Here is a 25,350-nt window from a genome sequence, read left to right as displayed (position 1 = left end):
TTTGACAACAAACAATATAGAATTAACAGATTCATTTTGAAATGGATTCATTTTCCTCTTCTTCCGCTTTGGCAGAGAGCATCTTTTTTGCTAATTGGGAACTGAATTCTTGAATTGTTGTTAGCACTGCGTATTTTAACCATTCGTAATCAGGAGTGTGGATTCCAGGCTGTATCAACAGCAACGCTGATCCGACCTCTTTGTGGTTGTACAATGACTTACCAAACTCAAACGACAGGGCAGTTATGGCAAATATTAATTTTGGTTTTGAGCACCATGCAAGAAAAATGTATTCAGGGGCAATAGAGCAGGGAATTACCAACTCTCTTGTGCCTATGGTTATAGAAACTTCAGGGCGCGGCGAGCGGGCTTTCGATATTTTTTCACGGCTTTTGCGTGAACGGATCATTTTTCTTGGCAGCGGGATAGACGAACATGTGGCCGGGCTCATCATGGCCCAGCTTATTTTTCTTGAGTCGGAAGATCCTGAGCGTGATATCTACATCTATGTGAACTCTCCGGGTGGCAGTGTCTCTGCCGGTCTCGGAATCTACGATACGATGCAGTATATCCGTCCGGAGGTTTCGACGGTTTGCGTCGGGATGGCCGCCAGTATGGGCGCATTTCTGCTTGCCAGCGGAGCCAAAGGCAAAAGGGCATCGCTTCCCCATTCACGAATCATGATTCATCAGCCATCCGGCGGTGCGCAGGGTCAGGAGAGTGATATTGTTATTCAGGCGCGTGAAATCGAGAAGATTCGTACCCTGCTTGAAGAGCTGCTTGCCAAACATACCGGCAAGGATGTGAAGCAGATCAGGGAGGATTCAGAACGTGATCGCTGGATGAACGCACCGGAGGCGCTCGATTACGGCATTATTGATGCTATTTTTGAGAAACGTCCCGCACCCGAAAAGAAGGACTAACCCGCAACGATGTTATCATGAGCGATCAGACCGAAGTATTCAATCTGGAAAAAATTTACAATCATCACGACGTCGAAGAGCGGTGGGGAAGTGCGCACTGGGAGGAGCTTGGCAGTTTCCATGCCGAAAGCTCCCGCGTACTCGAAACGGGCAAGGAGCCCTATACCGTGCTCATGCCTCCTCCCAATGTGACCGGAAGCCTGACGCTTGGCCATGTGCTGAACCATACCCTGCAGGATATTTTTATCCGCTACAGCCGCATGACGGGCAAAGAGGCCCTCTGGCTTCCCGGTACCGACCATGCAGGCATTGCAACGCAGACGGTGGTGGAGCGCAAGCTGAAAAAAGAGGGAATTACCCGCCACGATCTTGGACGCAAAGAGTTTCTCGGCCATGTCTGGCAATGGAGGGAGGAGTATGGTGACCTTATTCTCCGGCAGCTCCGTCGGCTCGGTATCTCCTGTGACTGGCGGCGCAACCTCTTTACCATGGATGAGGGCGCCTCAAAAGCGGTCATCAACGCCTTCATCACGCTCTACCGTGACGGACTGATCTATCGTGGTACCCGTATCATCAACTGGTGCCCCGTTTCACAGACGGCGCTCTCTGATGAAGAGGTGATCATGAAGTCGCGCAAGGACAGTCTGGTCTACATTCAATATGCCCTTGTCAGCCACCCCGGACGATTTATCACCATCGCAACCGTCAGGGCTGAAACTATTCTGGCCGATGTTGCTATTGCCGTCAACCCCGCTGATCCCCGTTACACCGATCTGGTGGGCGAGCTTGCCATTGTGCCGGTTGCGGGGCGTTATATTCCCATTATTGCGGACGATTACGTTGACATTGAGTTTGGTACCGGTGCGCTGAAAATCACTCCGGCACACGATGCCAACGACTATGAGGTGGCCAAACGCCACAATCTTCCCATTTTGTCCGTTGTCGGCAAAGATGGCAAAATGACCGATGAGTTCGGGTATGGCGGGATGGACCGCTTTGTTGCACGCGAAAAAATTCTCAAGGATCTCGAAGAGCTTGGTAACCTTGTCCGGGTTGAAGAGTATGAACACAATGTCGGCTACTCCGAACGGGCTGACGTGGTGGTTGAACCCTATCTTTCCGAGCAGTGGTTTGTCAAAATGAAACCGCTGGCCGAAGAGGCCCTGCAGGTTGTTAATGATGGCGAAATACGCTTTCACCCCCCGCACTGGATCAACACCTACCGTCACTGGATGGGCAATATCCGTGACTGGTGCATCTCCCGTCAGCTCTGGTGGGGACACCGCATTCCTGCCTGGTACGACAGTGAGGGTAAGGTATGGGTTGCCGCATCATACGAAGAGGCCTGTCATCTTGCCGGTACCGACAAACTGGTGCAGGATGATGATGTGCTCGACACCTGGTTCTCTTCATGGCTCTGGCCTCTGACAACGCTCGGATGGACAGAGAAACAGAGTGATAATGACGATCTCAGAGCCTTTTATCCAACCGACACACTGGTAACCGGGCCGGACATCATCTTTTTCTGGGTCGCCAGAATGGTGATGGCAGGGCTCTATTTCAAGGGGGCGGTTCCTTTCCGCAACGTCTATTTTACCAGCATTATCCGTGACATGAAGGGGCGCAAGCTTTCCAAGTCACTTGGTAATTCACCCGACCCGATCAAGGTGATGGATACCTACGGCACCGATGCCCTGCGCTTCACCATTATCTATATCGCTCCTCTCGGGCAGGATGTTTTGTTCGGTGAGGAAAAGTGCGAACTCGGGCGGAATTTTGCCACCAAGATATGGAACGCCTCCCGGCTTGTCTTCATGCAGCGCGAAAAGTATTTCCGCGACCACGAAGAGTTTGCGGCCGTTTATCTCAACTTTGATCCCTCCTCAGTAACTGCTGATCTGGCTGGTCAGTGGCTCCTTGCAGGATATCATGGCATGTTGGAACGCTATCACACCGCATTCACGCAGTTCAGGGTCAACGATATTGTCAAGAATCTCTATGACTTCTTCTGGCGCGACTATTGCGACTGGTATCTGGAAGCTCTCAAAGTCAGGCTTTCAGGAGAGTTGACACGAGAGGATGCTCAACAGACGGTTTGCCTTGCAGTTTATGTGCTTGAGGGTACCCTGAAAGCGTTGCATCCGGTTATGCCCTTCATTACCGACGAGATATGGCATCAGGTGCTTCAGCGTTCGGCGGAAGAGAGCATTGCCCTCTCGCCGATGCCCCTTTCCGACAGTGCACTTGCAGGGATTGATCTCCGTGGTTTTTCCCTGATACAGAAAGTCGTTACCGAAATCAGAAGCCTCCGATCACTCTTTGGTGTTCCTCATGGAAGCAGGGCAGAGGTTCTTCTCAGACCGACCAATGAGGGTGACCGGCTACTTCTGCAAACCAATCTGGCGCTGGTTGCTGCGCTGGCTCAATGTAATCCGCAACTCATGGATGGCGGTGAGCGTCCACCACATGCTGCAGGTTCCGTGGTCGAGGGGAATGAACTATTTGTGCTGCTTGAAGGGTTGATATCGTTTGACAAAGAGTGTGAACGCCTTCAGAAAGAGATCGCTAATGTTTCCTCCTATGTTCTCTCGCTTCAGAAAAAATTGTCGAACGGAGGATTTGCTGACCACGCGCCTGCCGATGTTATTGCAAAAGAGCGTGAAAAGCTCAGAGAGGCCGGGGAAACCCTCGAAAAACTCAAAAGTAATCTCGCTGTTCTCAGCGACTGACGAAGGGTGAAGTACTGAGGCTGTTTGTGGAGGTATGGCGGATCGTGGTGAGAAGAAAATAACTTTTTTTGGTTTAATCATTCTGAAGTGATATCTTCCGACTTTTCCTGTTTGTCATGCAAATTGCAGGGGAAGGTTTAAAATGCTGAAGTTCTCAAGGAGACGTAATAGATGAGGCAACTCAAAATAAGCAAACAGATAACCAATCGAGAGAGTCTCTCGCTTGACCGTTACCTGCAGGAGATAGGAAAATATGACCTGTTGACAGCCGAAGATGAGGTCAAACTGACGAAGGCGATCAAGGAGGGTTTTGATATGCCTGTCGATACGACCGAATACAAGAGGGCGAAACGCGCTCTCGACAAGCTGATCAAGGGTAACCTGCGCTTTGTTGTTTCTGTCGCCAAACAGTATCAGAATCAGGGGTTAACCCTCGGAGACCTGATCAATGAAGGGAATCTTGGTCTTATCAAGGCCGCAAAGCGCTTTGATGAAACCCGTGGCTTCAAGTTTATCTCCTATGCCGTATGGTGGATCCGCCAGTCCATTCTCCAGGCTCTGGCCGAACAGTCACGAATTGTAAGGCTTCCCCTGAACCGGGTAGGAACGCTCAACAAAATCAGCAAGGCATACAGCCAGCTCGAACAGGAATTTGAACGCGACCCCAACACCAGGGAGCTTGCCACCCTGCTTGAAATGGATTCGCAGGACGTTGCCGATACCCTGAAAATTGCAGGACGTCATGTTTCCGTCGATGCCCCGTTTGCACAGGGTGATGATAACCGACTGCTCGATGTGTTGCAGAACGACGGCCATCTGCCCGATTACGGCCTGAACCGCGACTCACTTACCCTTGAGGTCGAGCGCTCTCTCTCCGTCCTTGCTCCAAGAGAAGCCGATGTCATCAAGTCCTACTTTGGGATTGGCATGGATAACCCCCTCACCCTCGAAGAGATCGGCGAAAAGTTCCGTCTTACCCGTGAACGCGTTCGCCAGATCAAGGAGAAGGCAATCCGCAGGCTCCGCCAGTCGGCATACAGCAAGATTCTGAAGGAGTACATTGGAAGCTGATTGTCAAAAAAGAATTTGACTTCCAAAGATTCATGGAGGTACAACCCTCTCAGCAAAAAAGCATCGGCAAAAACCCGGTGCTTTTTTTTGTTGACGAGTACACTGTCCAGCGGCTGTAGAGTTATGATAGGTCAGTTTTCCCGAAAACAGCATCAAGCGTCGGGGCAGTAAGAACCGCTTCACTCCAGGCTTCAAGCTCTTCCTCTTTGGCGCTTCCTAACCGCTCTGATGCCCACTCGGGCAACAGTCCAAAGCGGCGCTCAAGCTGCCTTTTCAATAACCTTGATTCGCCCTCAACACGGCCCTCAACACGGCCTTTGGCTATACCCTTGGCTATGCCAATTCGTTCTACGCTGGTAATGTATTGCACTTTTTCCCTCTCCTCGATTTTTTCAAGTTCTTGCCAGACCTCGCTGTTCAACCACTCCGGCAGTTGCATCAGCCAGTCAATGACATTGAATAAATTGATAACGCGCTGTTTATTCCGATGCCGTTCGTACAGTATTCGTAGTAAGCTGAGTTTTGCGTTGTACCGTTCCTGATCCTGCGTTCTGGTTTTTTGTGTCAGGATGTGTGCCGCCGTAATCCATCCAAAAGCGTTATTTGATGCCAGCAGCTCATCGAGTTTGTCTTCATAATCGGTCAGCTTGGCAACCGGGAACTCCAGCGTATGGTGGCATCCCAGCACGGCAAAACCATAAGAGGTGGGTTTCCACTGCTTGTTTTCATCGGCCAGCACCGCCAAACTTGCAACAGGCCTTTTGTAACGGTCGAAAATCCGGTAGTTGTAGACAAACATCCGTTCGGCAAACTCCGGCTGCTTTGTGCCCTGCACTTCAATGTGGATATATATCCAGCTTTCATTGCCACAAAGCTCGGTCACCCTGACCAGCCGGTCAACAAAGCGTGTACCCAGCTCAGCATCCTGCACCACCGCCCGCAACTCCTGATCAAGAAAAACATGCTCTCTCGACCAGTCAATTTGTGCATAAGCATCCGGGAAATAAAAGGTCATAAACTCCTCGAAGTAATGCTCAATGGCCTCCTTCCACGGGCTGTCGTAATGATCGTTCGAGTTTTCCATTCGATCTCTTATTCGGGCAACGTATCAATCAGAAAAAATCGGTATGAGTCATTCCAAGCCGTTATCAAATCAAATATAGAGGGGATGGCGCTTAAAACAAAATGCATTTAGCTACCCTGTACCTTCACATCATTACGGTAATGCTATTCGGAGATGATGAGGCAATCGGCAAGCGTTTTTCTGCGCGGCACAAAATAGCGCTGCTCTACTTTACGTTTTACGGCTTTATTGTGCAAAGTATATGGGTAACACCTGCATAAACAGTAAATTCCGGCACATGCCATAACGGTAATGTATCATACACACCAAACCGGAACTGAATATGGATGACTCTACCCCGCAGCAAACCGCTTCCCGGTCAAACCGTGACGAAGAGCTTGAAAAAGCCTTTGTTTCAGATCTCATTGAGCAGCCCAAACAGCTCGACAAACTGGCACGGGTGATCCTCACGCTCAGCTTCGTTGTGCCAGTGCTCTATGCTCTTGGTTTAAAGTTTTTTTCAGGTGCGGAAGGAACGGAAGCATCCACCAGTGGCATCTGGCTCATGGGATTGGCATTTTTGAGCTGGTTTCTCTCCCTCATATTGAGCCTCCTTGCCCTGCTCTCCGGCAAAGGCAAGCGCAATACAGCAGCGAAAAGCAGTGCCGCAGGCACCAAACCCGTAAATGTCGAAGCGCTCTACCTGGCCAGCGCCCGCTCCAAACGGCGCAGGTTGTTAGCCGCCAGCCTTTTCTGCTTTACGGGAATCTGCTTTGGCGGGCTTACGGTATTCAGCGCAGCATTCCCGGGCCTCTCCTCCATGCAGTCGCCAGCCAATTTTGTGCTGATACGCGGAAGTGAATTTACCATGGGGAGCCCTGAAACGGAAGTTGGCCACGAGAGCGATGAAACGCAGCATCAGGTAAAAGTGAATGACTTTTATATGAGCAAATATGAGGTGACCGTTGCCGAGTTCAGACGCTTTATCGCTGAATCAGGCTATCGGACAGATGCAGAAAAAGCGGGGGATAGCTATGTTTGGAATGGAAGCGAAGCCGTACTCACAAAAGGGGTGAATTGGCGTCATGGAGTCTCTGGCAAGGTACGCACCAAAAGTGAGGAGAACCATCCGGTGGTGCATGTGAGCTGGAATGATGCCGTTGAATATTGCCGATGGCTCTCCGAAAAAACAGGCAAGTGGTATCGTCTGCCAACCGAGGCAGAGTGGGAATATGCCTGCCGAGCAGGAAGCAGAACAGCGTTCAATACGGGTGGAAATATCACAACAGCACAGGCCAACTATGACGGTAACTATCCCTACAACAAGAACCGGAAAGGCCAATACCGCGCCAGGACGGTTGCGGTAGAGAGTTTTGAGCCCAATGCTTGGGGCCTGTACAATATGCACGGCAATGTCTGGGAGTGGTGCGATGATGTCTATAGCGGTACATACTATGACGAATGCAAGGCAAAAGGGCTTGTTGAAAACCCCGGTGGGCCAGCGCCTGAAACCGGTTCGAACCGTGTTCTTCGTGGCGGGAGCTGGAACTACGATGCCGAGTACTGTCGGTCGGCGTCTCGGCGCGGCTACACCCCCGGCGGCCGGAGCAACTTCGTGGGCTTCCGCCCGGTTTTCGTCCCGTAGTCAGTTGGCAGCTCATTCCGTCTTTGCTTTGTGAGCGAGAGGGCAGTACCAACATTTTGGTGAGCGGGGGTGAGGGACGAACCGCCGCACGCCAAAATGTTCTGGTAACAACCGACTACAGAATCGCCCACCGCAGGTGGGCCGACGATTGGAGCATAATTTCGTTAATAGTCAGACGTTGGTGCAACCGCATTGATCTCGACGGTGGCGCCCGGCATGATCACAAATTCACTTAACCCGATGTGACGGCGGCGATCTCCCCAGTCATAGGTATAACCCAGTCTGGTCCACGGATAGCCGTTGGTTCCGTATGATTGCATCTTCAACTCATTGTACCACTTGACATAGTCGGCACTCACCGTCACAAATTTATTGGATGTCCTGAACTCTGTTTCCGCTTCACGGTCACTGATCTCCGGGTCGGCGCTCGGCCTGAAAAGATCGCCCGGCTTGACCCACATCTCCACAAACCTCGTTTTGCCCGCCCTCGGTGGAAGCCCCAAAAGCTGCTCCAGTCGCAACGACCGGTTCTCTTTCAGCCCCTTACAAAAATTCTTCACCTCCGGCGCGGTTGTAACCCAAACCTCTCTCGACAGATTGAGCGATTGCCCGACGATACTGTCATAGCCGTTATAGTTTGTCCAGGTGACAACAAGCAGCATGGCATTTTTGGCATCATCCCTGTTCTTCCATATCAGCCTCTCGTTTGAGGGAACAATCGCAACCAGATTGTTCGATATCTCTGATGGATCGGCTCTTTCCGCATCAACGATGGCGCTCTGGTATGCCTTCTGCAGGTCAGCCTGCTCAAGCGCCGGACTCTGGGCAACACAGGCTGAAAAGAGGTAGGATACAAGCAGAAAAAGAGTGAACCTCTTCGCCTGAAACAAACGGTTTTTCTTCATCGGGCCACCTGTTTTGAGTTTATTGCTTCTTGGGGTATCCGTAAAGAACCAGATGTCAGGCTTCAGCTTTTACGCTTTTTTCGTACAAAAATTCCGGATCGATATCCAACTGGTTTGACCACTCTATCGTGTCGAACTTGACCGTTACCGTATGAAATACCGATGGGTTTCGCAGTTCTGCAAATTTACCGGTATTGAGGTAGGGAGCTACATCAAAAATTCTTTTTTCACTGGTTTCAAACACAAGCAACAACTTGTAATCGTTTAACGGACTTACGCTTATCACTGAAGGGTACATGACAATCTCCTTATTGTAACGGTTTGATGGGAAACGGAAGCTCGCCATTCGAAGCCAGCTCCCAATCTGCCAACAGTTCTTCTTTATGAATTTCGGCCCAAGCCAAAGCAAGCTTCAGTTGTTTTGACGGCAGCTTGCCCTCCGACAATTCACAGTTTTTTATATCAATAATCGCCTTGAATTCCTGATAATAAGCGTGGATATGAGGAGGATTATGCTCACCCGGTGAGCAATACATTCTGATAATAATTCCATAGAACATTGCTATTGTTGGCATAGCACCTCTTGTTGATTATCGGTTCATTGAACAGGGCAATTATTATATCGGAAATGTACGTTTTCCTGTGATTGTTTTTGCATACACGGCTCCGATGTTCCCGGTTAGCCCTGTCAACAAGTATATGAGCATTGGCCTTGCCGCCATGGGTTTACCCTCGACTCCTGGAAACGAAGTGTTCCGGGATGAGTAAAAAGCAGAAGCTTCGTCATGCTTGCTCCGGATTATTCATTTTATTATTCATCCAACGGGATCATATCGGTGGTATTAACGAAATGATCCTCTGTCAAGCCTTCAAATCCCGCAAGAGGCTGTCGAATGCTGCCTGACAGGCGTCGTGCTGTTTCCATTGGGTGAAATCGCCGATGTGGCGCGGGTGACCGTTATCGAAAAACTGAGACATGAAGCCGAGCTTCTTACAGAATCATTAGCTCAAGAGGTATTGGATTTCTTGTTATTTGTACGCGGGCGATATGGAGCTGGGCGGGCATCAGAGCTTTTTGAGCATACTGCGGGAGCATGGAAAGGTGAGCCGCTTGAACGAGCTCCACAGGGCGAAGCGGAACAACGTTTGAATTTGGAATAATGTGGATTCTAAAAATGTGATTACTGCGCGTTTGGTTTAACCATCTGGATGACCAGTATCATCCCGCAGGCGCTTCAGCAGGGTTAAGGCGTATGGGGTTATAGGTGTTATCAACATTCATGAGATCATCAACAACGAAATAATTTCCGAAAAGAACGAATGATAATCATGGCTGATGGCTACCGTTTTTGAGGCCAACAACCCGGATTTCGAGCATCATGTAACACTGCCAAAATATGCACAAAATTACTCTACACTACATAAAATAAACCGTAAGGAAATCGGGGAAGGAGAGCGCAGCGGACATTTGGGATAACTTCGGAATAAAGTAACGGAGCTTGCTCAAGCCGTTTTAGCTGTAACTCCCGGCCATAAATTCAGCACCAAGGCCGGGGCTCTGCAATTCATACCACTCTTGAGCTTCGCCAGTTTCACGCAAAGCTCGTGCAGAGAATTTCAGACGGTACGCCATGAACCCTCTTTAAGATGTGACTTCACTTGATCCCAGGAATAGCCAGCTTCAGGGTTTGCTTCGAACTCCGCAAGGCGTACTTCAAGCTCAGCCTTGAGCGCAGGCGAGATTTCCACTGCTTCAGGCAGTGCAGCAACGCTATCCCAGATCAGCTCAACGAGACGAATGCGCTCTTGCACTGGAAGCTCAAGAATGTCGGCAATAGAAATTGTGCTCATGTTGGATAAGGTATTCTACTTTTTATGAAACACTTGCGAGGTTAACTTATCCCGAAAAGTACGAAACCGGTACAGATAATTCAGCAAAACATAAAAAACAGTGCCGCTGCAGAAAAGGTCAGAACTGATGAAATATGGGCATTTATCCAGCTCTCAAATCCCGCACCCCTGTGGACACCGGGCTCCAGCTCGGCATAAAACAAGTGCATTGTGTAAAGGTGGGTATCAGTGGACAGCTCTCACAAGTGTAAGTTATCAGAGACATTACACAGCTTTCAAATCCCGCAAGAGGCGGTCGAATGCTGCCTGGTAGGCGTCGTGCTGTTTCCATTGGGTGAAATCGCCGATGTGTCGCTGGCGTTTCACGTTTCCTGCCCATCCGGTTGTGCTCTCCACAATTACTTCATCAATGCGTACTGGTGAGAAATCGTACGTCAGGAGTGTTCTGCGGTTACCTGTTCCTGCGGATAATTATCTCACAGGCAGGTACTCACCGCCGATGTTAATACCATGACATAGTGCGTTGGTAGACCCAACATCATCTCTTGTTTTCCTCATTCAATATTTTAGCACTTGGCGTTGTAGGTTTTACAACAGAATCGCAAATAATTTTGCGTGTCGGAAACGGTGGTCGAACCTGTTGTACCACAACGGGTTGTGTTGCCAATGCTGTTGGTGTTGGGTTTGGAGCCGGATTTTGAGCTTGTTGCTGCTGAGCTGAAAGCGGTGCTTGTGTACTTGATGTAGTCATAGGTGTTCCTTGTGATTCGATTTTATTCGGTTGTGATTCTGGACTCTTTTTCTGAGCTTATGCAAGCAGGATGGAGCCGTACCGGGCTACAGTTGTTATACCTCTTCAGGAGTGTTCGGAATACACCACCGGATCCGGCGAGTCTATCATGGGATTGAGACGAACGGCCAGAGAGAAAAGATAGGGGTAGTCTTCCTTGAGATGCTGCATATAGAGGATCCATTCCCTGATCAGATGACCGAAAACGCGTCTTATGTCGCCATTGATGTGCTCTTTGTCGCTTGGAGGAATACGATCGAACGATTTGCGGGCCTCAAGCTCTTCCGTGATATGAAACGCTGCCCAAAGCAGGTCGGTAAAATTTTCATGCTCAAGCAGATTCTGGTTTTCCAGCAGGCTCAAAAGGAAGCTTCGTTTTCCGGTCATGAACTGTTTCAGGCTGGGGAGGGCGTCGCTGTCGATGCTGATCTTCTGGTTGTTTTGGCGCAGATAGTCGAGCGCCTCGTCAAAATCCTGTTTTTTCCATGATCCGTTCATATGCAGGCGCTGTTTCAGCTCTTCGCTTTCGACTACGTGTACCGACAGCTCTTTCAGCAGGTGGTTGCCGAATTCACTGAAAAAGACGCCGATGACCATGTTCAGTTTTCTCATGACCGATTTGCGCTCTCTTTCCCGAAGCACCCTTTCGAAGAGGAGCGTGACGACGATGATGTATATGGGCAGGAAGGCGAGATTGCCGAGAAAGCTGGCTGATATCTCCCTCAGGTTGCCGTAAATGCTGAAGTCAATACCATACAGGGCCAGCGAAATGGTGAAGAGGGTGAAGACCGTCCACACCTTGTTCATAAACAGTTTTTGTAACATGAAGAGCCGTTATGTTAATCCTGACCAAACAACCTGAAATACCCGTGCACCCTAACCAAACAGGCAAAAACAGTTTACCGTTCACCGAGGAGAGAATGGCATGGAGGATGCTGCGGAAGCCCTCACCGCATCTCCATCCCTCAGCCCGAGTCTCTCTGCTGCGTTGCCGTTTCTGATGGCGATTTCGATCATGCCGCTGCTTCCGGTATAGGCGAGTGGCTGCTGGTCGGCAACTTCTCCATAGGTGCGGCAGATGGGCAGTTGATGGTTTCCGGCGCCTATCAGCCACTCTTTTGAGCGGTCAAGCACTTCCGCGTCGAGTGAGGTTATGAGGTTGCCGAAGTGGTCGGTGCAGATGATTGTTCCCTCCCATGATGCGCCGTTGTCTCCGCTTTCGCATCCCGGTAACGGGATTTTGGTGCATTCCGCCAGCTCCATCTTTGAGCCAAGCTCCCGGAGCGCAACGCCGGAGGCGAGATGTGCGGCTGCTGGTGAAAATATGTCGCGCCCATGAAAGGTTGAGCTGCGGGAAGGAAGCATATAGCGTTCATTGGTGATGGTGACACATTGAGTGACCTTCCCGGTCTGGAAGAGGGCGGTGAGCAGGCCGTTGTCGGGGGCAAGAAAGCTCTGTTTTCCGCATTGTACGGCAATTGCCTTGCGTGAGGTGCCGACTCCCGGATCGACGACTGCGACAAAGATTGCTCCTTCAGGGAAAAAGGGGGCTGACTTGCCGAGCTGGAAGGCGCCTTGCGCAATGTTCTGGGCGCTTATGGCGTGGGTGAGGTCGATAATCTGTGCTGATGGCGCAAGGGAGAGGATGACACCTTTCATTTGGCCGATATAGGTGTCGGCGAGGCCGAAATCGGTCATCAGGACGATGACAGGGGGGTGTCCGGTCTGCATGAGGTTCAGTCGATAGCGGTTTTATAGATGGCGTAGCCGATGCCCAAAAAGAGGATATTTGGCAGCCATGCGGCGAGCATGGGGTTGATCATTCCCTGGTATCCGGCGATGGCGATGGTCTTTTGCACTCCCATAAAGAGAAATCCTGCAAAAAGGGTGATGCTTATTTCAGATGCGAGTCCGCCCCGTTTTTTTTTCGCGGAAAGGGGGACTCCGATGAGGATGATGATGAGCGAGGCGAAGGGGAGTGCGATTTTGTTGTGAAATTTTACTGTCGATCGTTCCAGTCCGGCGAAACCGGCTCCCTCTTTTTCTGTGAGGTAGCGGTAGTGGCGGATGAGGTTCATTTCATCCGGCTGGAGGTTGAGTTCCGACAGAGAGCGGGGCGAAAGGGCAAGTTTTACTGATGTTACAGGGGTGAGATGAAAGGTTTCATCTTTTCCGGTGAAACTGCGTTTTGCGGCATTCAGCAGTATCCATTCGCCTGTTTTCTGGTTGTAGCGCATACTGTCGGCATCGGTTCGGGATTTGAGGCGTGCGCCGCTGAACTCCTCGATGGAGACGGCGCTGATTTCTGCCTGGTCAGGATCAAGGGTTCCAATGGAGAGCATACGGTTTCCCGGTTCGAGGATGTGGATGTTGCGGTTTTCCTGGGGCTGGGCTGGATTTCTTTTCAAATAGCGCTGTTCAAAATGGTTCTTTTCGGCAAATGTTGATGGGGAGATCCATCCTGCATTGAGAAGATTGAAGAGCAGAATCAGCACTCCTCCGGTTATAAAGGGTGTCAGCAGTTGGCGCATACTGACACCGGCGGAGCGTATTGCCGGAAGTTCACCTGAAAAGGAGAGCTTCCCTGCGACAAGGATTGAGGAGAGCAGAGCGCTCACGGGAGAGACGACCAGAAGAATGGAGGGTATTGAGAGCAGGTAATAATGGACAATCTGCCACAGGCCAAGCTTCTTGTCGATGAACTCATCCAGTTTTTCAACCATGTTGATGAGAATAAAGAGGCAGGCAAAGGCTATTGATGTAAAAAGAAATGCCTTTGCAAACTGCCCCAGTATATACTTGTTAAGAATTTTCATAGTCAAAAACCCTGTCGGGTGGTTGCTGCAAAGCTGTTAATAGCCGAAAATATCTTTCAGCGTCAGCTCTTTTACCGTTCCGTATTTTTTCAGGGTTGTCATGTCAAGATCTTTTTTCTTGCCAAGCACCAGCATGACATGTTTTTGGTTTCTGAAATGGGCACTGTGAAATTGTTCGATATCGGCGAGGCTCATCCGGGCTGTTTCGCGGTAGATGTCTGTTCTGATATCATGGTCGTGCCCGAGTCGTACGGCCTCTTCGTAATTGAAGAGGATCTCTGTTCTTGTCAGCCGTTCGGTTGAAATTTTCTGCTGAATGCCGTTCAATGCCGATGCAAAGAGTTCGGGTGATTTCGGCAGCTTGTTCATCAGGATGCTGATGCCGTCGAGCGCTTCGGGGAGCTTGTCGGCCTGGGTGCCGATATAGCTGACAATGTAGTTATGCTCGTCCTTCTGTTTCGGTGTTTTGTAGACGGAAAAGACCGAGTAGGCGAGCGCTTTGGCTTCGCGCAGCTCCTGGAAAACCACCGATGACATTCCTCCACCATAATATTCGTTGAAGAGGGTGGAGAGGGGGAGAATGGATGGGTTGTACAACTCATCTCTTGTTAAAAGGATAACCTCTGCCTGGGTCATATCGTAATCGACGACATAGACGAGATTGCTCTGCTGTTCGAGATCACGGAACAGGTCGGCGACCGGCGGGGTCTTCATTGATTCGGGGTAATGGCGTACGGAGCGCAGTTCGCTGAGCACCTCTTGTGAAGAGGCTGGGCCGTAATAAAGTACCCGATGGCGGTATTGCAACAGATCGTGCACCTCTCCCAGCAGCTCTTGTGAAGTGACCTGCTCAAGTTCCTTGTTGCTCAGGATGTTGGTGAAAGGAGAGGATGGACCGTATTTGCCATAACTGGTCATGGCCTCAAAGAGGATCTTCTTTTTGGAGAGCTTGGCGTCGGTACGCTCTTTGAGTGTGCCCTCTTTGAGCTTTTCAAGCGCCTCCTGGTCGGGTCTGGCATCAACGAGAAGATTTTCAAGCAGTCGAATGGCTGCAGCGGAGTTCTTTTCCAGTCCGGAGAGCTTCAGGTAGACGTAGTCGTCGGAGGTAAATGCCGAGAAGCTTGCACCGATTTTATAGAGCTCCTGGCTGAACTCTTTTGGCGTGAGTTTTGAGGTGCCGAGATAGGAGAGGTAGTCGAGTGCGAGTTCGATCTTTTTGCTGTTGTTTTTTCCTATGTCGAAGACATAATAGAGCGAGAAAAGCTCGTTTTCCTTGTTCTGCAGATAGTGCAGTTTGATGGAAGGATTGACATCAAAGAAGCCAATATCTTTTTTATAGTCGAGAAAGAGTGGCTCGGTTTTTTCTGATTTCAGGGCCAGCAGTTTCTCGGCAAATTGCGATGAGGTGTCCCGATTAACTTTCAGGGGTGTGATCGGTGGTTTCTGGATTTTTGTTTCGCTTTTCGGGGTGCCATGCTCCTTGAAAACGGCGATATAGTTCGAGCTGTAATGGTTGCGGACAAAGTCGACAAGCTCTTTTTTGGTGATTTTTTCGAGCCGTTCTATCTGGCTGACGTGGTCGGGCCAGGTCATACCCCAGACAAAGGCGTCAACATAGGCTTCAACACGACCGCGGTTGCTTTCGTAGAGTTTCAGTTGTTCAATTTTCAGGTCATTGATTGCAGCTTCAAGCAGCCAGTCGGGAAATTTCCCCTCTTTGAGCAGTTCAAGCTGTGCGAGCAGCATCTCCTTTACCTGTTCAAGGCTCTGCCCCTCTCTTGGTTTTCCACTCAGAATATGGGTGGAATAATCTTTCATCATGACGAGCATTGAACCGGCATCGAGTACTTTCTGCTGCTGGTTCAGGTTCAGATCAATCAGTCCGGCAGTCTGGTTGAACAACACCTTGTCGGCAAGGGTGAGGTAATCGGCTTCGGAACTGTTGATTCCATCGAACCGGAATCCGATGACCAGCTCTTCCGATTCCGGCCCTTTTACCTTGATGATGGAGGGCTCCGTTATTGCCTCTTCCACTGCGGGTGTAAAGTGCGGAACCTCTTTGGGTTGCAGGACTGAAAATTTCTGATCGATCAGTTTTATGGTTGCATCCGGATCAAAATCACCGGCGATGCAGAGCGCCATGTTGTTTGGCACATAGTAAGTCCGGTAGTAGTTGATGACGTTCTTTATGGAGGGATTTTTCAGATGCTCCGCTTTGCCGATGGTGGTCTGGGTGCCATAGGTGTGTTTTTTGAAGAGTCCGGCAAAGAGATTTTCCCATATTTTCCGGCTGTCACTGTCCATGGTCATGTTTTTCTCTTCATAGACGGTTTCGAGTTCGGTATGAAACAGTCTCATGACCGGATTGCGGAACCGTTCCGCCTCCATGGTAAGCCACTGGTCAAGTTTGTTCGACGGGATGTCGTTGACATAGACGGTCTGTTCGACCCAGGTGTAGGCATTGGTGCCCTGGGCGCCGATGGAGTTTAAAATTTTGTCATATTCATTAGGCACCGTATAGCTTGCGGCAACGTTGGAGATGCTGTCGATATCCTTGTAGATTGCGGCGCGTTTTTCCGTGTCTGTTGTTGTTCGGTATTGTTCGTAGAGTTCGGAAATTTTTTCAAGCTCGACATGCTCTTTTTCATAGTCAAGCGAGCCGATTGAATCGGTCCCCTTGAAGAGCATATGCTCGAGATAGTGCGCAAGACCGGTTGTCTCTGCGGGGTCATTCTTGCTTCCTGCGCGGACTGCAATGGAGGTGTATATTCTTGGTTCGTCGAGGTAAGGGCTCATGTAGACGGTCAGGCCGTTTTTGAGCGTGTAGATTCTGGTGTGGAGTGAGTCTCCGGGAACGGTTGTGTATGGATAGGGTCTCTCTTCGTTGATCATGGGCTTACAGGAAATTAGATGCAAAAAAAGTATCCCGATGGTGAATATGGGGATACGGCGTTTTATGGCGGTCGTGTAGGTATCGGTCATCAGAAATAAAGATAATAATGGTATTTAAAGCGGATAATTGCAACCGCCTTCACCCGCCTTTCTGAAAATAAACAGTCCACGCAGGCTAAGGGTGTACGAGAGCTGTAAAATCCCCTGAAAGGCCTGTTGTTCAAGAGGGGCTTGTACAAGAGGGAAGTCCATTAGCTATTACGGTAGATAATCATTGTGGAAGAACTAACAAATAGCATAAATAGTTCTTTTAGTTGCTGCAATGGAAGGAGTGAAAATAATTATCAAGTTTGGAGAGTTGTTTATGGAGGTGAACGGAAGCGGAATATATAAAATTGTCAGTCCTTACAGTCCTGCCGGCGATCAGCCGAAAGCCATCGAGGCGCTTTGCGACGGTGTAAGGTCGGGGAACCCCTACCAGACGTTGCTTGGTGTCACTGGCTCGGGCAAGACCTTTACCATTTCGAACGTTATTGCCCGTTTCGACAGGCCGGTTCTGGTGATGAGCCATAACAAGACGCTTGCTGCCCAGTTGTATGGGGAACTCAAACAGTTTTTCCCCGACAATGCGGTCGAGTATTTTATCAGTTATTACGATTTTTATCAGCCTGAAGCCTATCTCCCCTCTCTCGACAAGTATATCGCCAAAGATCTGCGTATCAACGACGAAATTGAACGGCTTCGGCTCAAGGCGACCAGCTCCCTGCTCAGTGGCAGGAAGGATGTGATTGTGGTGAGTTCTGTCAGTTGTATTTATGGTCTGGGCTCTCCTGAAGACTGGAAAGCGCAGATTGTGGAACTGCGTTCCGGAATGGAGAAGGATCGGGATCTTTTTTTGAAGGAGCTGATTTCTCTCCATTACATTCGTGATGATGTGCAGCCGAGTTCGGGGAAGTTTCGTGTGAGGGGGGATATTATCGATCTTGTCCCTGCACATGAGGAGCTTGCTCTGCGCATCGAGTTTTTTGGCTCCGAGATTGAAAGTATTCAGACCTTTGATATTCATAGCGGAGAGGTGCTTGGGGTTGAGGATTATGCCTTCATCTATCCGGCCCGCCAGTTTGTTGCTGACGAGGAGAAGCTTAAGGTTGCCATGCTCGCTATTGAAAATGAGCTTGCCGAGAGGCTGAACTATTTTCGTTCTGAAAATCGTCTTCTTGAGGCTCGCAGGATTGAAGAACGTACCCGTTATGACCTTGAGATGATGAAGGAGCTTGGCTACTGTTCCGGTATTGAAAATTATTCAAGGCATCTTTCGGCTCGCCCTCCCGGTGAGCGCCCCTGTTGTCTGCTTGACTATTTTCCTTCGGACTTTCTGGTCATCATTGATGAATCCCATGTGACGCTGCCGCAGATACGGGGGATGTATGGGGGAGACCGTTCCCGTAAAACCATTTTGGTTGAGCATGGTTTCCGGTTGCCTTCCGCTCTCGATAATCGTCCGCTGCGTTTCGAGGAGTTTGAGGAGATGGCGTCGCAGGTTATCTGTGTCAGCGCTACTCCGAGTGAACATGAACTGCTGCGCTCGGGTGGTGTGGTGGTGGAGCAGCTTGTCCGTCCTACCGGTCTGCTTGATCCTCCGGTGGAGGTTCGTCCTGTTACAGGCCAGATCGACAACCTTCTGGCCGAAATCCGTATTCATACCGCCAAGGGCAATAAGGTTCTGGTCATGACGCTGACCAAAAGAATGTCGGAAGATCTGCATGACTTTTTCAGAAAGACAGGTATTCGTTCGCGTTATCTGCATTCGGAGATCAAGAGTCTGGAGCGGATGCAGATTCTTCGTGAGCTCAGGGTAGGGGACATTGACGTGCTTGTCGGGGTCAACCTTCTTCGTGAAGGGCTTGATCTTCCGGAAGTTTCTCTTGTTGCGATTCTTGATGCCGACAAGGAGGGCTTTTTGCGCAATACCCGTTCGCTTATGCAGATCGCAGGCAGGGCCGCCCGCAACGTTGATGGTCTGGTTGTGCTCTATGCCGATGTGGTAACCCGTTCCATTCGTGAAGTGCTTGATGAAACTGCCCGGCGTCGTACCATCCAGCAACGCTACAACGAAGAGCACGGCATTACTCCCCGTTCAATCATCAAATCGGTTGACCAGATTCTCGACACCACCGGTGTGGCTGATGCCGAGGAGCGTTACCGGAGAAAGCGCTTCGGTCTTGAGCCGAAACCTGAGAGGGTGCTTTCCGGTCATATTGATACACTGACTCCTGAAGCGGGTTATGCCCTCGCAGCGGAACTCCGCCTTGAAATGCAGGAAGCTGCTGTTCAGATGGAGTATGAAAAGGCAGCTTATCTGCGTGATGAAATCACAAAGCTGGAACAGGCTCTGGAGCGATTACCGGCAGGAGAATAATTTTTTCCGGGGTGCTGCTGTTTGTGTTGTTATGCATAAATACATTATATAATAGTGCATCGGTTGTCGTCCGTTACCTTTTTCATATGTTGTTCACCAGAGTTCATCTGCAATGTTAGCACAGATAGGGAAAGATCATTACAAAAAGCTTCACGAGATACTTCAGCTTTCTCGCAAGAATCTCAAAAATTTTGATGAATCGCTGATTCAGCGTGCTTTTTTTATGTGCTATCGGGCACACGAGGGAGAAAAACGGGCTTCAGGTGAACCCTTTTTCTACCATCCTGTTGAAGTTGCCACCATTCTGCTCAAGGAACTTCCTCTTGATGGCGTCTCTGTAGCGGCAGCCTTATTGCATGATGTCATTGAAGACAGCGGCTATACCTATGAGGATATTGTTGCTGAGCTGGGCGTTGAAGTTGCTGATATTGTTGAAGGGCTGACCAAGATTTCCGGTATCATGATCAACCGGGAGACGACCCAGGCAGAGGGCTTTCGCAAGATGCTGCTCTCGATGGTCAAGGATATCCGCGTTATTCTGATCAAGTTCTGCGATCGGCTGCACAACATGAGAACACTTGAATCGCTTCCTGAGCACAGACGGTTGAAGATTGCGCTTGAAACGCGGGACATATATGCACCTCTTGCGCACCGCTTTGGTCTTGGAAAGATGAAGGTCGAGTTTGAAAACCTTGCCCTCCGATTCATCGATCCGGAGATGTACGAATTTCTCCAGCAGAAAATCCGTATGGGTAAAGGTGACCGGGTCAACTATCTCGGAAAGATGATTGCTCCCATCAAAGATGATCTTGAGCAGCAGGAGTTCAAGGTGGAGGTGCAGGGACGGGCAAAGCATCTCTTTTCGATCTACAACAAGATGCGCAACAAGAACAAGAGCTTTGAAGATATTCATGATCTCTATGGTATCAGGGTGATTATTGATACCGAGCGTATCGCTGACTGCTTTTCGGTTTACGGTTTTATTACACAGCAATATCCTCCGGTTCCGCAGTATTTCAAGGACTATATCTCGGTACCGAAGCATAACGGATACCAGTCCCTTCATTCGGCCATTATCGGCCCGAAGGGTCATATGGTTGAGTTGCAGATTCGCACGAAGCGTATGCATGAGTTTGCAGAACTCGGCGTTGCGGCTCACTGGCGATACAAGGAGAAGATATCGCGCGATGATGTCAACATCGATTCGTTTCTTCGCTGGGCCAGAGAGCTGATCAAGGATGCTGATTCGGCGGCCTCTTTTATGGAGGGGTTCAAACTTAACCTCTACCACGACGAAATCTATGTTTTTACTCCGAAAGGAGATATGAAAACCATGCCTGCGGGGGCTACACCGATCGATTTTGCCTATGCCATTCATACGGAGGTTGGCAACGGCTGTATCGGGGCCAAGGTGAATGGCAAGATCGTTCGCTTGAATGCGCAGCTTAAATCGGGTGATCGGGTCGAAATTATCACCTCGAAAAACCAGAAGCCGAAACCTGACTGGCTTAAGGTGGTCATAACCCAGCGGGCCAAGCTGAAGATACGTTCAGCCATCAATGAGGAGCGCCGTCTGCAGGTCGAGAAAGGGCGGGGTATGTGGGAGAAGATGGTTGCTGGTACCAAAAAGCTTTTATCGGACAGCGACATCATCCAGCATGTTAAAGGGTATGGCCTTAAAACGCCAGCAGATTTCTTCAGCGCTCTTGCGAGCCAGCAGATCAATGGTGAAGAGGTTATTGAGCGGGCCAACAATTCCCGCAAGGAGGAGCCGACAGCAAAAACACTCACTGAAGAGGCGCGTGAGGTTGAAGATTATCTGCAGAAAGCGCGTCACGAACTGGATGCGGAGGGTGTTCCGGCTAAAAAGGACGATGTTGTTATTGCAGGTATGAACAATATCGCCTATGCCTATGCGAATTGCTGCCAGCCTGTTCCCGGTGATGAGGTGATCGGCTTTGTTACCGCTGAGGGGGTCAAGATACATCGTAAAAACTGCGTCAATGTCAGTAATGAGAATCTGCTGAAAAGCGAGCGCATTGTCTCGGTTTCGTGGAACAGAAAAGTTGAGACCGATTTTCTTGCCGGTATCAAGATTGTTGGAGAAGACCGTCTCGGCATCATGAATCAGCTTACAACGGTCATCTCAAAATTCGATACCAATATCCGTACCATTTCGCTGAACGCGCATGACGGGATGTTTGTCGGTACCATGATGATCTACGTTCGCAATGCGGAAAAACTGAATACCCTTATGGACAAACTGAAAAAGGTGCAGGGAATATTTACGGTCGAACGGCTTGTAAGCTGAAAGGTTTGGAGGAGTATGGCACTGGAACTTCATCTTGGATAAGATGTTCCAGTCCCCGGCTCCCCAGATTGGCTGCCTGGGGAAAGTGCTGCAGAGGGGGGGGAGCGGATGACAATCGAAAACGGAAAGATGGTATATTTTTTTTGCATTTATTTAAACTGACAGAACAAACATCAAGGAGAACATTATGAAGGTGACCATGGCAAGGCTTATTGCACTGTTTCTTTTTTTCAGTACCCTTTCCGGGTGCGGGTACAACACCATTCAGCAGAATGAAGAGGCTGTAAACCGCGCATGGGGTGATCTTGAGTCCCAGTTGCAGCGCAGGGGTGATCTGGTGCCAAATCTTGTAGCAACGGTCAAGGGAGCAGCAAATTTTGAAAAGGAGACCCTGACGGCAGTGGTGGAAGCGAGGGCAAAAGCGAGTTCGATTCAGCTTACTCCCGCTATGCTCAGCGATCCGGCGGCGATGGCAAAATTCACCAGCGCCCAGGGTGGTCTCTCCTCAAGCCTGTCGCGTCTGCTGGTGGCGGTAGAGCGGTATCCTGAACTCAAGGCTAACCAGAACTTCCGCGATCTTCAGAATCAGCTTGAGGGAACCGAAAACCGTATCAGCGTTGCCCGTCAGCGTTATAACGGGGCGGTAGAAGTGTTCAACTTCTCGATAAGGAAGTTTCCGAACTCGTTGACCAACAGTCTGGCGCTGAAGCTGAAAGCCAAGGAGTACTTCAAGGCCGATGAAGCTGCCAAAGCGGTGCCTGCTGTTAAATTCTGATTCTGTTAACTGTTATGAATCAATTCATGAGATCCGTTCTGAGGGTTCTGCTCTTTTTGATGGTTGCACTGATTCAGTTTGTGCCGCTCAACGGCCATACGGCAATTCAGGTGCCGGCTCTTTCAGGACGGGTCAACGATTATGGCTCCATGATCTCCGCACCGGTAAAGGCGGAGCTTGAAGCAAAGCTTCAGCAGTTTGAGGCTGCCGAGTCAACGCAGATTGTTATTCTGACCATTCCATCGCTTCAGGGCGACCCCATCGAAAATTTTTCGATACGGGCGGTCGAGGCATGGAAGATTGGCCAGAAGGGTACCGACAACGGTGTACTACTCATTGTTTCACGCGATGATCGAAAGGTGCGCATTGAGGTTGGCTATGGTTTGGAGGGAAGGTTGACCGATCTTCTTGCAGGACGAATTATCAATGACGAGATTGTTCCAGCCTTCAAGTCCAGGCAGTTCGATGCCGGATTTACCCGAGGGGTCGATGCCATTATTGCGGCTGTTCATGGAGAGTACAAGGCAAAGCCAGTGAAGAAAAAGGATAAAACTTCATTTCCCCTCCTCTTCAGTATTCTCTTTCTTATATATCTGATCAGCCAGATTTTTCGTGGCCACAGAGGCGGCCCAATGGCAAACGGCGGTCTTGGTGGTGGCTTCTATGGTGGCGGCTTTGGTGGTGGAAGCGGTGGAGGTGGCTTTGGCGGCGGCGGCGGTGGTTTCGGCGGCGGTGGAGCGTCAGGTGATTGGTAGAAGCAGTGAAAAAAAGAGAACAGCTTATGAAAGATCCGGCAGAAAAATTTCTTGCAGCGGCAGAACGGCTTCAGATTGAGGCGCGAATAGCGGAAGCTGAAATGCGCACCTCAGGTGAAATTGTGGTTATGGTCGTTCCGTCAAGTTATCACTATCCTCTTGCAAGCATGATCGGCAGTTCGCTTCTGGCGATACTCCTTGGTGTTGCCGTGGCCTTTTTTACCGGGCACGAGAGTATGTGGTTTTTTCTTGAACTCTTTGGCCTTTCGTTTATCGTGCTTCACGAACTGCTCAAACGAATTCCTCTTCTCAAACGTCTCTTTGTCACGGCATCGGATATGAAGGAGGAGGTCGAAGAGGCTGCCATCAACGCCTTTTATCAGAAGGATATTAACCAGACCGTTGATCATACCGGCATTCTCATCTATATTTCACTGTTTGAGCATCATGTTCGTGTGATTGCCGATAAAGGCATTAATGCCAAAGTTGACAAGGCGGTCTGGCAGGAGATTGTCGATACCATTGTTGGAGGGATCAAAAGCAAGGCCCAGGCCGCAGCAATAGCGGGAGCCGTTGACCGGTGCGCTGCAATTCTTGCCGCCCATTTTCCCCTGAAAGCCGGAGATCGTAATGAGCTTGGCAATGAGGTGATTATTGGCCGGGGTAAGTGAAGTACCGAAACAACAAGTGTATTGGGCTGAGGATTACTTCAGGTATTGTAATCCTTGGGGAGTAACCTATGAAATACTTGTTTGCACCAAATACGATGAGCGAATCGGGCGAGGTTTATGTGCTGAAGAGCCTGCTCGAAAAGGAAGAGGTAGCCTGTGTCATCCGCAATGAACATCTTTTTATTGCAGTGGGTGAACTTTCGCCTCAGGAGTGCCTCCCGGCACTCTGGATTTTCAATGATGCGGACTACCCCAAAGCCCTTGAGTTGATAGAGGCTTGGCGAAGTTCTCAGGCTGAAACTCTCAGTCAATGGGTTTGTCCGGATTGTGGCGAAACGATTGAAGGTCAGTTCAGTTCATGCTGGCAGTGCGGGAAACAACGTTACGAAACATGACAGCCCGTTGGGTTGAACATCATGTAATCCGATATCTATTCAGCATTGCTGCTAAAAAATGTTTTTCCAACCTCTTCTGCAAGAAATCAGTATTCTTATATTGGCTGTGACGGGTGAGCGCATGGAGCTGATCTGCAATGGAAAATTCAGCCCATTGGAAAAAAAGCTTTGATTTTCCTGTTTAAATGTTTTTTTACAGTCAGTTGTAACTCCACTCAATAACTTTCGTGAAGGGTCGTTATGAAAAAAACAGCATTGTACTCCTGGCATGAAGAAGCCGGAGCTAAAATTATCGATTTCGGTGGTTACCTGATGCCGGTACAATACAGGGGAATTATTGCTGAGCATCATGCTGTCCGCAGTGCGGCCGGGCTTTTTGATGTGTCGCATATGGGCAACTTTTATGTCAGGGGTGCACGGGCAAAAGAGTTTCTTCAGTACATGACGACCAACGACCTCGACAACGCGGAGGATGGTCAGGCGCAGTACAATCTCATGCTCTATCCTCATGGCGGCATTGTTGATGACCTGATTATCTACCGCATCGACAGCGAAACGTTTTTTCTTATTGTCAATGCAAGTAATGCCCAAAAAGATTTTGAATGGCTGCAGCAGCATATCGCAGCATTTGAAGGGGTTGTGCTTGAGGATCATACCGATCAACTTTCTTTGATTGCCCTGCAGGGTCCGCTTGCCCTGAATATTCTTGCAACGGTCTTTCCTGCGCTTGATGTTCCTGCGCTTGGGGCATTCCGCTTCTGTAAGGTTCTGTTCCAGGGAACGGAGGTGATGATTGCCGGAACAGGTTATACGGGTGAGAAGGGAGTTGAGATCTGTTTGCCGAATGCGATGGCTCTGCCGTTATGGGAGGCGCTGTTTGAAGCGGGTAAAGAGAGCGGCATTCAGCCCATAGGACTGGGTGCACGCGACACACTCCGCCTTGAGATGGGGTACTCACTGTATGGCCACGAGATTGACCAGGATACGAACCCGCTTGAAGCGCGTTTGAAATGGGTGGTAAAAATGGGTAAAGGACATTTTATGGGCAAGGAGGCGTGCCAGCAGGTTGAAGGTAATCTGAAGCGGGGAGTTGCTGGTTTCAGCCTTGATGGCCGCGTTCTTCCCCGCCAGCATTTCAAGCTTTACAACAGTGACCGCCAGGAGATTGGCTGGGTTTGCAGCGGGACACTTTCGCCGACACTCCAGGAGCCGGTTGGTACCTGCAATGTGGTGCGTGAGTACCTGAAGCCGGGTACTCCAATTCTGGTTGAGGTTCGCGGAAGCCTTCATACGGGTGTGATCAGGAGGTTGCCGTTTGTTACAACCTCTTTGAGTTGAA

Annotated in this window: 24 protein-coding genes; 13 read left to right on the top strand and 11 right to left on the bottom strand. The window is 49.8% G+C overall.

Going from position 1 to position 25,350, the window contains the following annotated elements:
- Window positions 1-245 precede the first annotated feature (245 nt).
- From clpP to AC56AD_RS12005, 3 genes are all read left to right on the top strand, one after another.
- A complete protein-coding gene (gene clpP, locus AC56AD_RS12015; RefSeq protein ID WP_012509047.1) occupies window positions 246-923 on the top strand; it encodes an ATP-dependent Clp endopeptidase proteolytic subunit ClpP in 678 nt (225 codons plus the stop codon).
- Window positions 924-940: 17 nt separating this feature from the next.
- Window positions 941-3,652: a valine--tRNA ligase gene (locus AC56AD_RS12010; protein WP_012509046.1), complete on the top strand. Its 2,712-nt coding sequence runs from the start codon at window positions 941-943 to the stop codon at window positions 3,650-3,652.
- Window positions 3,653-3,823: 171 nt separating this feature from the next.
- The gene (locus AC56AD_RS12005; protein ID WP_012509045.1) at window positions 3,824-4,723 is read left to right on the top strand and encodes a sigma-70 family RNA polymerase sigma factor; all 900 of its coding nucleotides are present in this window, start codon (window positions 3,824-3,826) and stop codon (window positions 4,721-4,723) included.
- Between the two features lie 121 nt (window positions 4,724-4,844).
- Here AC56AD_RS12005 and AC56AD_RS12000 read toward each other — a convergent pair whose 3' ends face one another.
- The gene (locus AC56AD_RS12000; protein ID WP_012509044.1) at window positions 4,845-5,807 is read right to left on the bottom strand and encodes a DUF4351 domain-containing protein; all 963 of its coding nucleotides are present in this window, start codon (window positions 5,805-5,807) and stop codon (window positions 4,845-4,847) included.
- Between the two features lie 101 nt (window positions 5,808-5,908).
- Between AC56AD_RS12000 and AC56AD_RS11995 the strand changes: the two genes are divergently transcribed.
- A complete protein-coding gene (locus AC56AD_RS11995; RefSeq protein ID WP_190273995.1) occupies window positions 5,909-6,067 on the top strand; it encodes a hypothetical protein in 159 nt (52 codons plus the stop codon).
- A 62-nt stretch (window positions 6,068-6,129) separates the two neighbouring features.
- On the top strand, window positions 6,130-7,431 hold the full coding sequence (locus AC56AD_RS11990; RefSeq protein ID WP_012509043.1) for a formylglycine-generating enzyme family protein: 1,302 nt from the start codon (window positions 6,130-6,132) through the stop codon (window positions 7,429-7,431).
- A gap of 164 nt (window positions 7,432-7,595) precedes the next feature.
- Here AC56AD_RS11990 and AC56AD_RS11985 read toward each other — a convergent pair whose 3' ends face one another.
- The 3 genes from AC56AD_RS11985 to AC56AD_RS11975 are packed head-to-tail and all read right to left on the bottom strand — an operon-like array spanning window position 7,596 to window position 8,911.
- Window positions 7,596-8,336, bottom strand: coding sequence for a hypothetical protein (locus AC56AD_RS11985; protein ID WP_012509042.1), 741 nt, complete (start codon window positions 8,334-8,336; stop codon window positions 7,596-7,598).
- A 55-nt stretch (window positions 8,337-8,391) separates the two neighbouring features.
- A complete protein-coding gene (locus AC56AD_RS11980; RefSeq protein ID WP_012509041.1) occupies window positions 8,392-8,634 on the bottom strand; it encodes a DUF2442 domain-containing protein in 243 nt (80 codons plus the stop codon).
- A 10-nt stretch (window positions 8,635-8,644) separates the two neighbouring features.
- A complete protein-coding gene (locus AC56AD_RS11975; RefSeq protein ID WP_012509040.1) occupies window positions 8,645-8,911 on the bottom strand; it encodes a DUF4160 domain-containing protein in 267 nt (88 codons plus the stop codon).
- A gap of 349 nt (window positions 8,912-9,260) precedes the next feature.
- Here AC56AD_RS11975 and AC56AD_RS11970 point away from each other — a divergent pair, with 349 nt between their 5' ends.
- Window positions 9,261-9,497, top strand: a complete 237-nt coding sequence (locus AC56AD_RS11970; protein ID WP_273278436.1) for a hypothetical protein — start codon at window positions 9,261-9,263, stop codon at window positions 9,495-9,497.
- A gap of 456 nt (window positions 9,498-9,953) precedes the next feature.
- Here the strand turns inward: AC56AD_RS11970 and AC56AD_RS11965 are convergent, their stop codons facing one another.
- From AC56AD_RS11965 to AC56AD_RS11935, 7 genes are all read right to left on the bottom strand, one after another.
- A complete protein-coding gene (locus AC56AD_RS11965; RefSeq protein ID WP_012509038.1) occupies window positions 9,954-10,187 on the bottom strand; it encodes an addiction module protein in 234 nt (77 codons plus the stop codon).
- 264 nt (window positions 10,188-10,451) lie between these two features.
- On the bottom strand, window positions 10,452-10,583 hold the full coding sequence (locus tag AC56AD_RS11960; protein ID WP_263053209.1) for a hypothetical protein: 132 nt from the start codon (window positions 10,581-10,583) through the stop codon (window positions 10,452-10,454).
- Window positions 10,584-10,725: 142 nt separating this feature from the next.
- A complete protein-coding gene (locus tag AC56AD_RS11955; RefSeq protein ID WP_150085699.1) occupies window positions 10,726-10,938 on the bottom strand; it encodes a hypothetical protein in 213 nt (70 codons plus the stop codon).
- A gap of 105 nt (window positions 10,939-11,043) precedes the next feature.
- A complete protein-coding gene (locus AC56AD_RS11950) occupies window positions 11,044-11,802 on the bottom strand; it encodes an MJ1433 family protein (RefSeq protein WP_012509037.1) in 759 nt (252 codons plus the stop codon).
- An 81-nt stretch (window positions 11,803-11,883) separates the two neighbouring features.
- The gene (locus tag AC56AD_RS11945; protein ID WP_012509036.1) at window positions 11,884-12,708 is read right to left on the bottom strand and encodes an SAM hydrolase/SAM-dependent halogenase family protein; all 825 of its coding nucleotides are present in this window, start codon (window positions 12,706-12,708) and stop codon (window positions 11,884-11,886) included.
- 5 nt (window positions 12,709-12,713) lie between these two features.
- The gene (gene lptG, locus AC56AD_RS11940) at window positions 12,714-13,793 is read right to left on the bottom strand and encodes an LPS export ABC transporter permease LptG (RefSeq protein ID WP_012509035.1); all 1,080 of its coding nucleotides are present in this window, start codon (window positions 13,791-13,793) and stop codon (window positions 12,714-12,716) included.
- Window positions 13,794-13,829: 36 nt separating this feature from the next.
- Entirely contained in the window at window positions 13,830-16,775 is a 2,946-nt protein-coding gene (locus AC56AD_RS11935; protein WP_012509034.1) for a M16 family metallopeptidase, read from the bottom strand.
- A 274-nt stretch (window positions 16,776-17,049) separates the two neighbouring features.
- Between AC56AD_RS11935 and uvrB the strand changes: the two genes are divergently transcribed.
- The 7 genes from uvrB to gcvT all read left to right on the top strand — a co-directional run bounded on the left by uvrB (window position 17,050) and on the right by gcvT (window position 25,349).
- A complete protein-coding gene (gene uvrB, locus AC56AD_RS11930; protein ID WP_041526873.1) occupies window positions 17,050-19,104 on the top strand; it encodes an excinuclease ABC subunit UvrB in 2,055 nt (684 codons plus the stop codon).
- Between the two features lie 112 nt (window positions 19,105-19,216).
- Window positions 19,217-21,415, top strand: a complete 2,199-nt coding sequence (locus AC56AD_RS11925) for a RelA/SpoT family protein (RefSeq protein WP_012509031.1) — start codon at window positions 19,217-19,219, stop codon at window positions 21,413-21,415.
- Window positions 21,416-21,602: 187 nt separating this feature from the next.
- Window positions 21,603-22,190 (top strand): LemA family protein, encoded by a 588-nt coding sequence (locus AC56AD_RS11920; RefSeq protein WP_041526547.1) that lies wholly within the window; start codon window positions 21,603-21,605, stop codon window positions 22,188-22,190.
- Window positions 22,191-22,216: 26 nt separating this feature from the next.
- On the top strand, window positions 22,217-22,945 hold the full coding sequence (locus AC56AD_RS11915; protein ID WP_223293910.1) for a TPM domain-containing protein: 729 nt from the start codon (window positions 22,217-22,219) through the stop codon (window positions 22,943-22,945).
- A gap of 26 nt (window positions 22,946-22,971) precedes the next feature.
- On the top strand, window positions 22,972-23,616 hold the full coding sequence (locus AC56AD_RS11910; protein WP_012509029.1) for a TPM domain-containing protein: 645 nt from the start codon (window positions 22,972-22,974) through the stop codon (window positions 23,614-23,616).
- 68 nt (window positions 23,617-23,684) lie between these two features.
- Complete coding sequence (locus tag AC56AD_RS11905; protein WP_012509028.1) at window positions 23,685-24,011, top strand: putative signal transducing protein; 327 nt, start codon at window positions 23,685-23,687, stop codon at window positions 24,009-24,011.
- A gap of 240 nt (window positions 24,012-24,251) precedes the next feature.
- On the top strand, window positions 24,252-25,349 hold the full coding sequence (gene gcvT, locus AC56AD_RS11900; RefSeq protein WP_012509027.1) for a glycine cleavage system aminomethyltransferase GcvT: 1,098 nt from the start codon (window positions 24,252-24,254) through the stop codon (window positions 25,347-25,349).
- The last annotated feature ends 1 nt before the right edge of the window (window position 25,350 follow it).

The sequence above is a fragment of the Pelodictyon clathratiforme genome (genome assembly GCF_982375515.1).
Note: the sequence above shows the minus strand (reverse complement) of the source record. Positions and strands in the feature narration are given on the sequence as shown.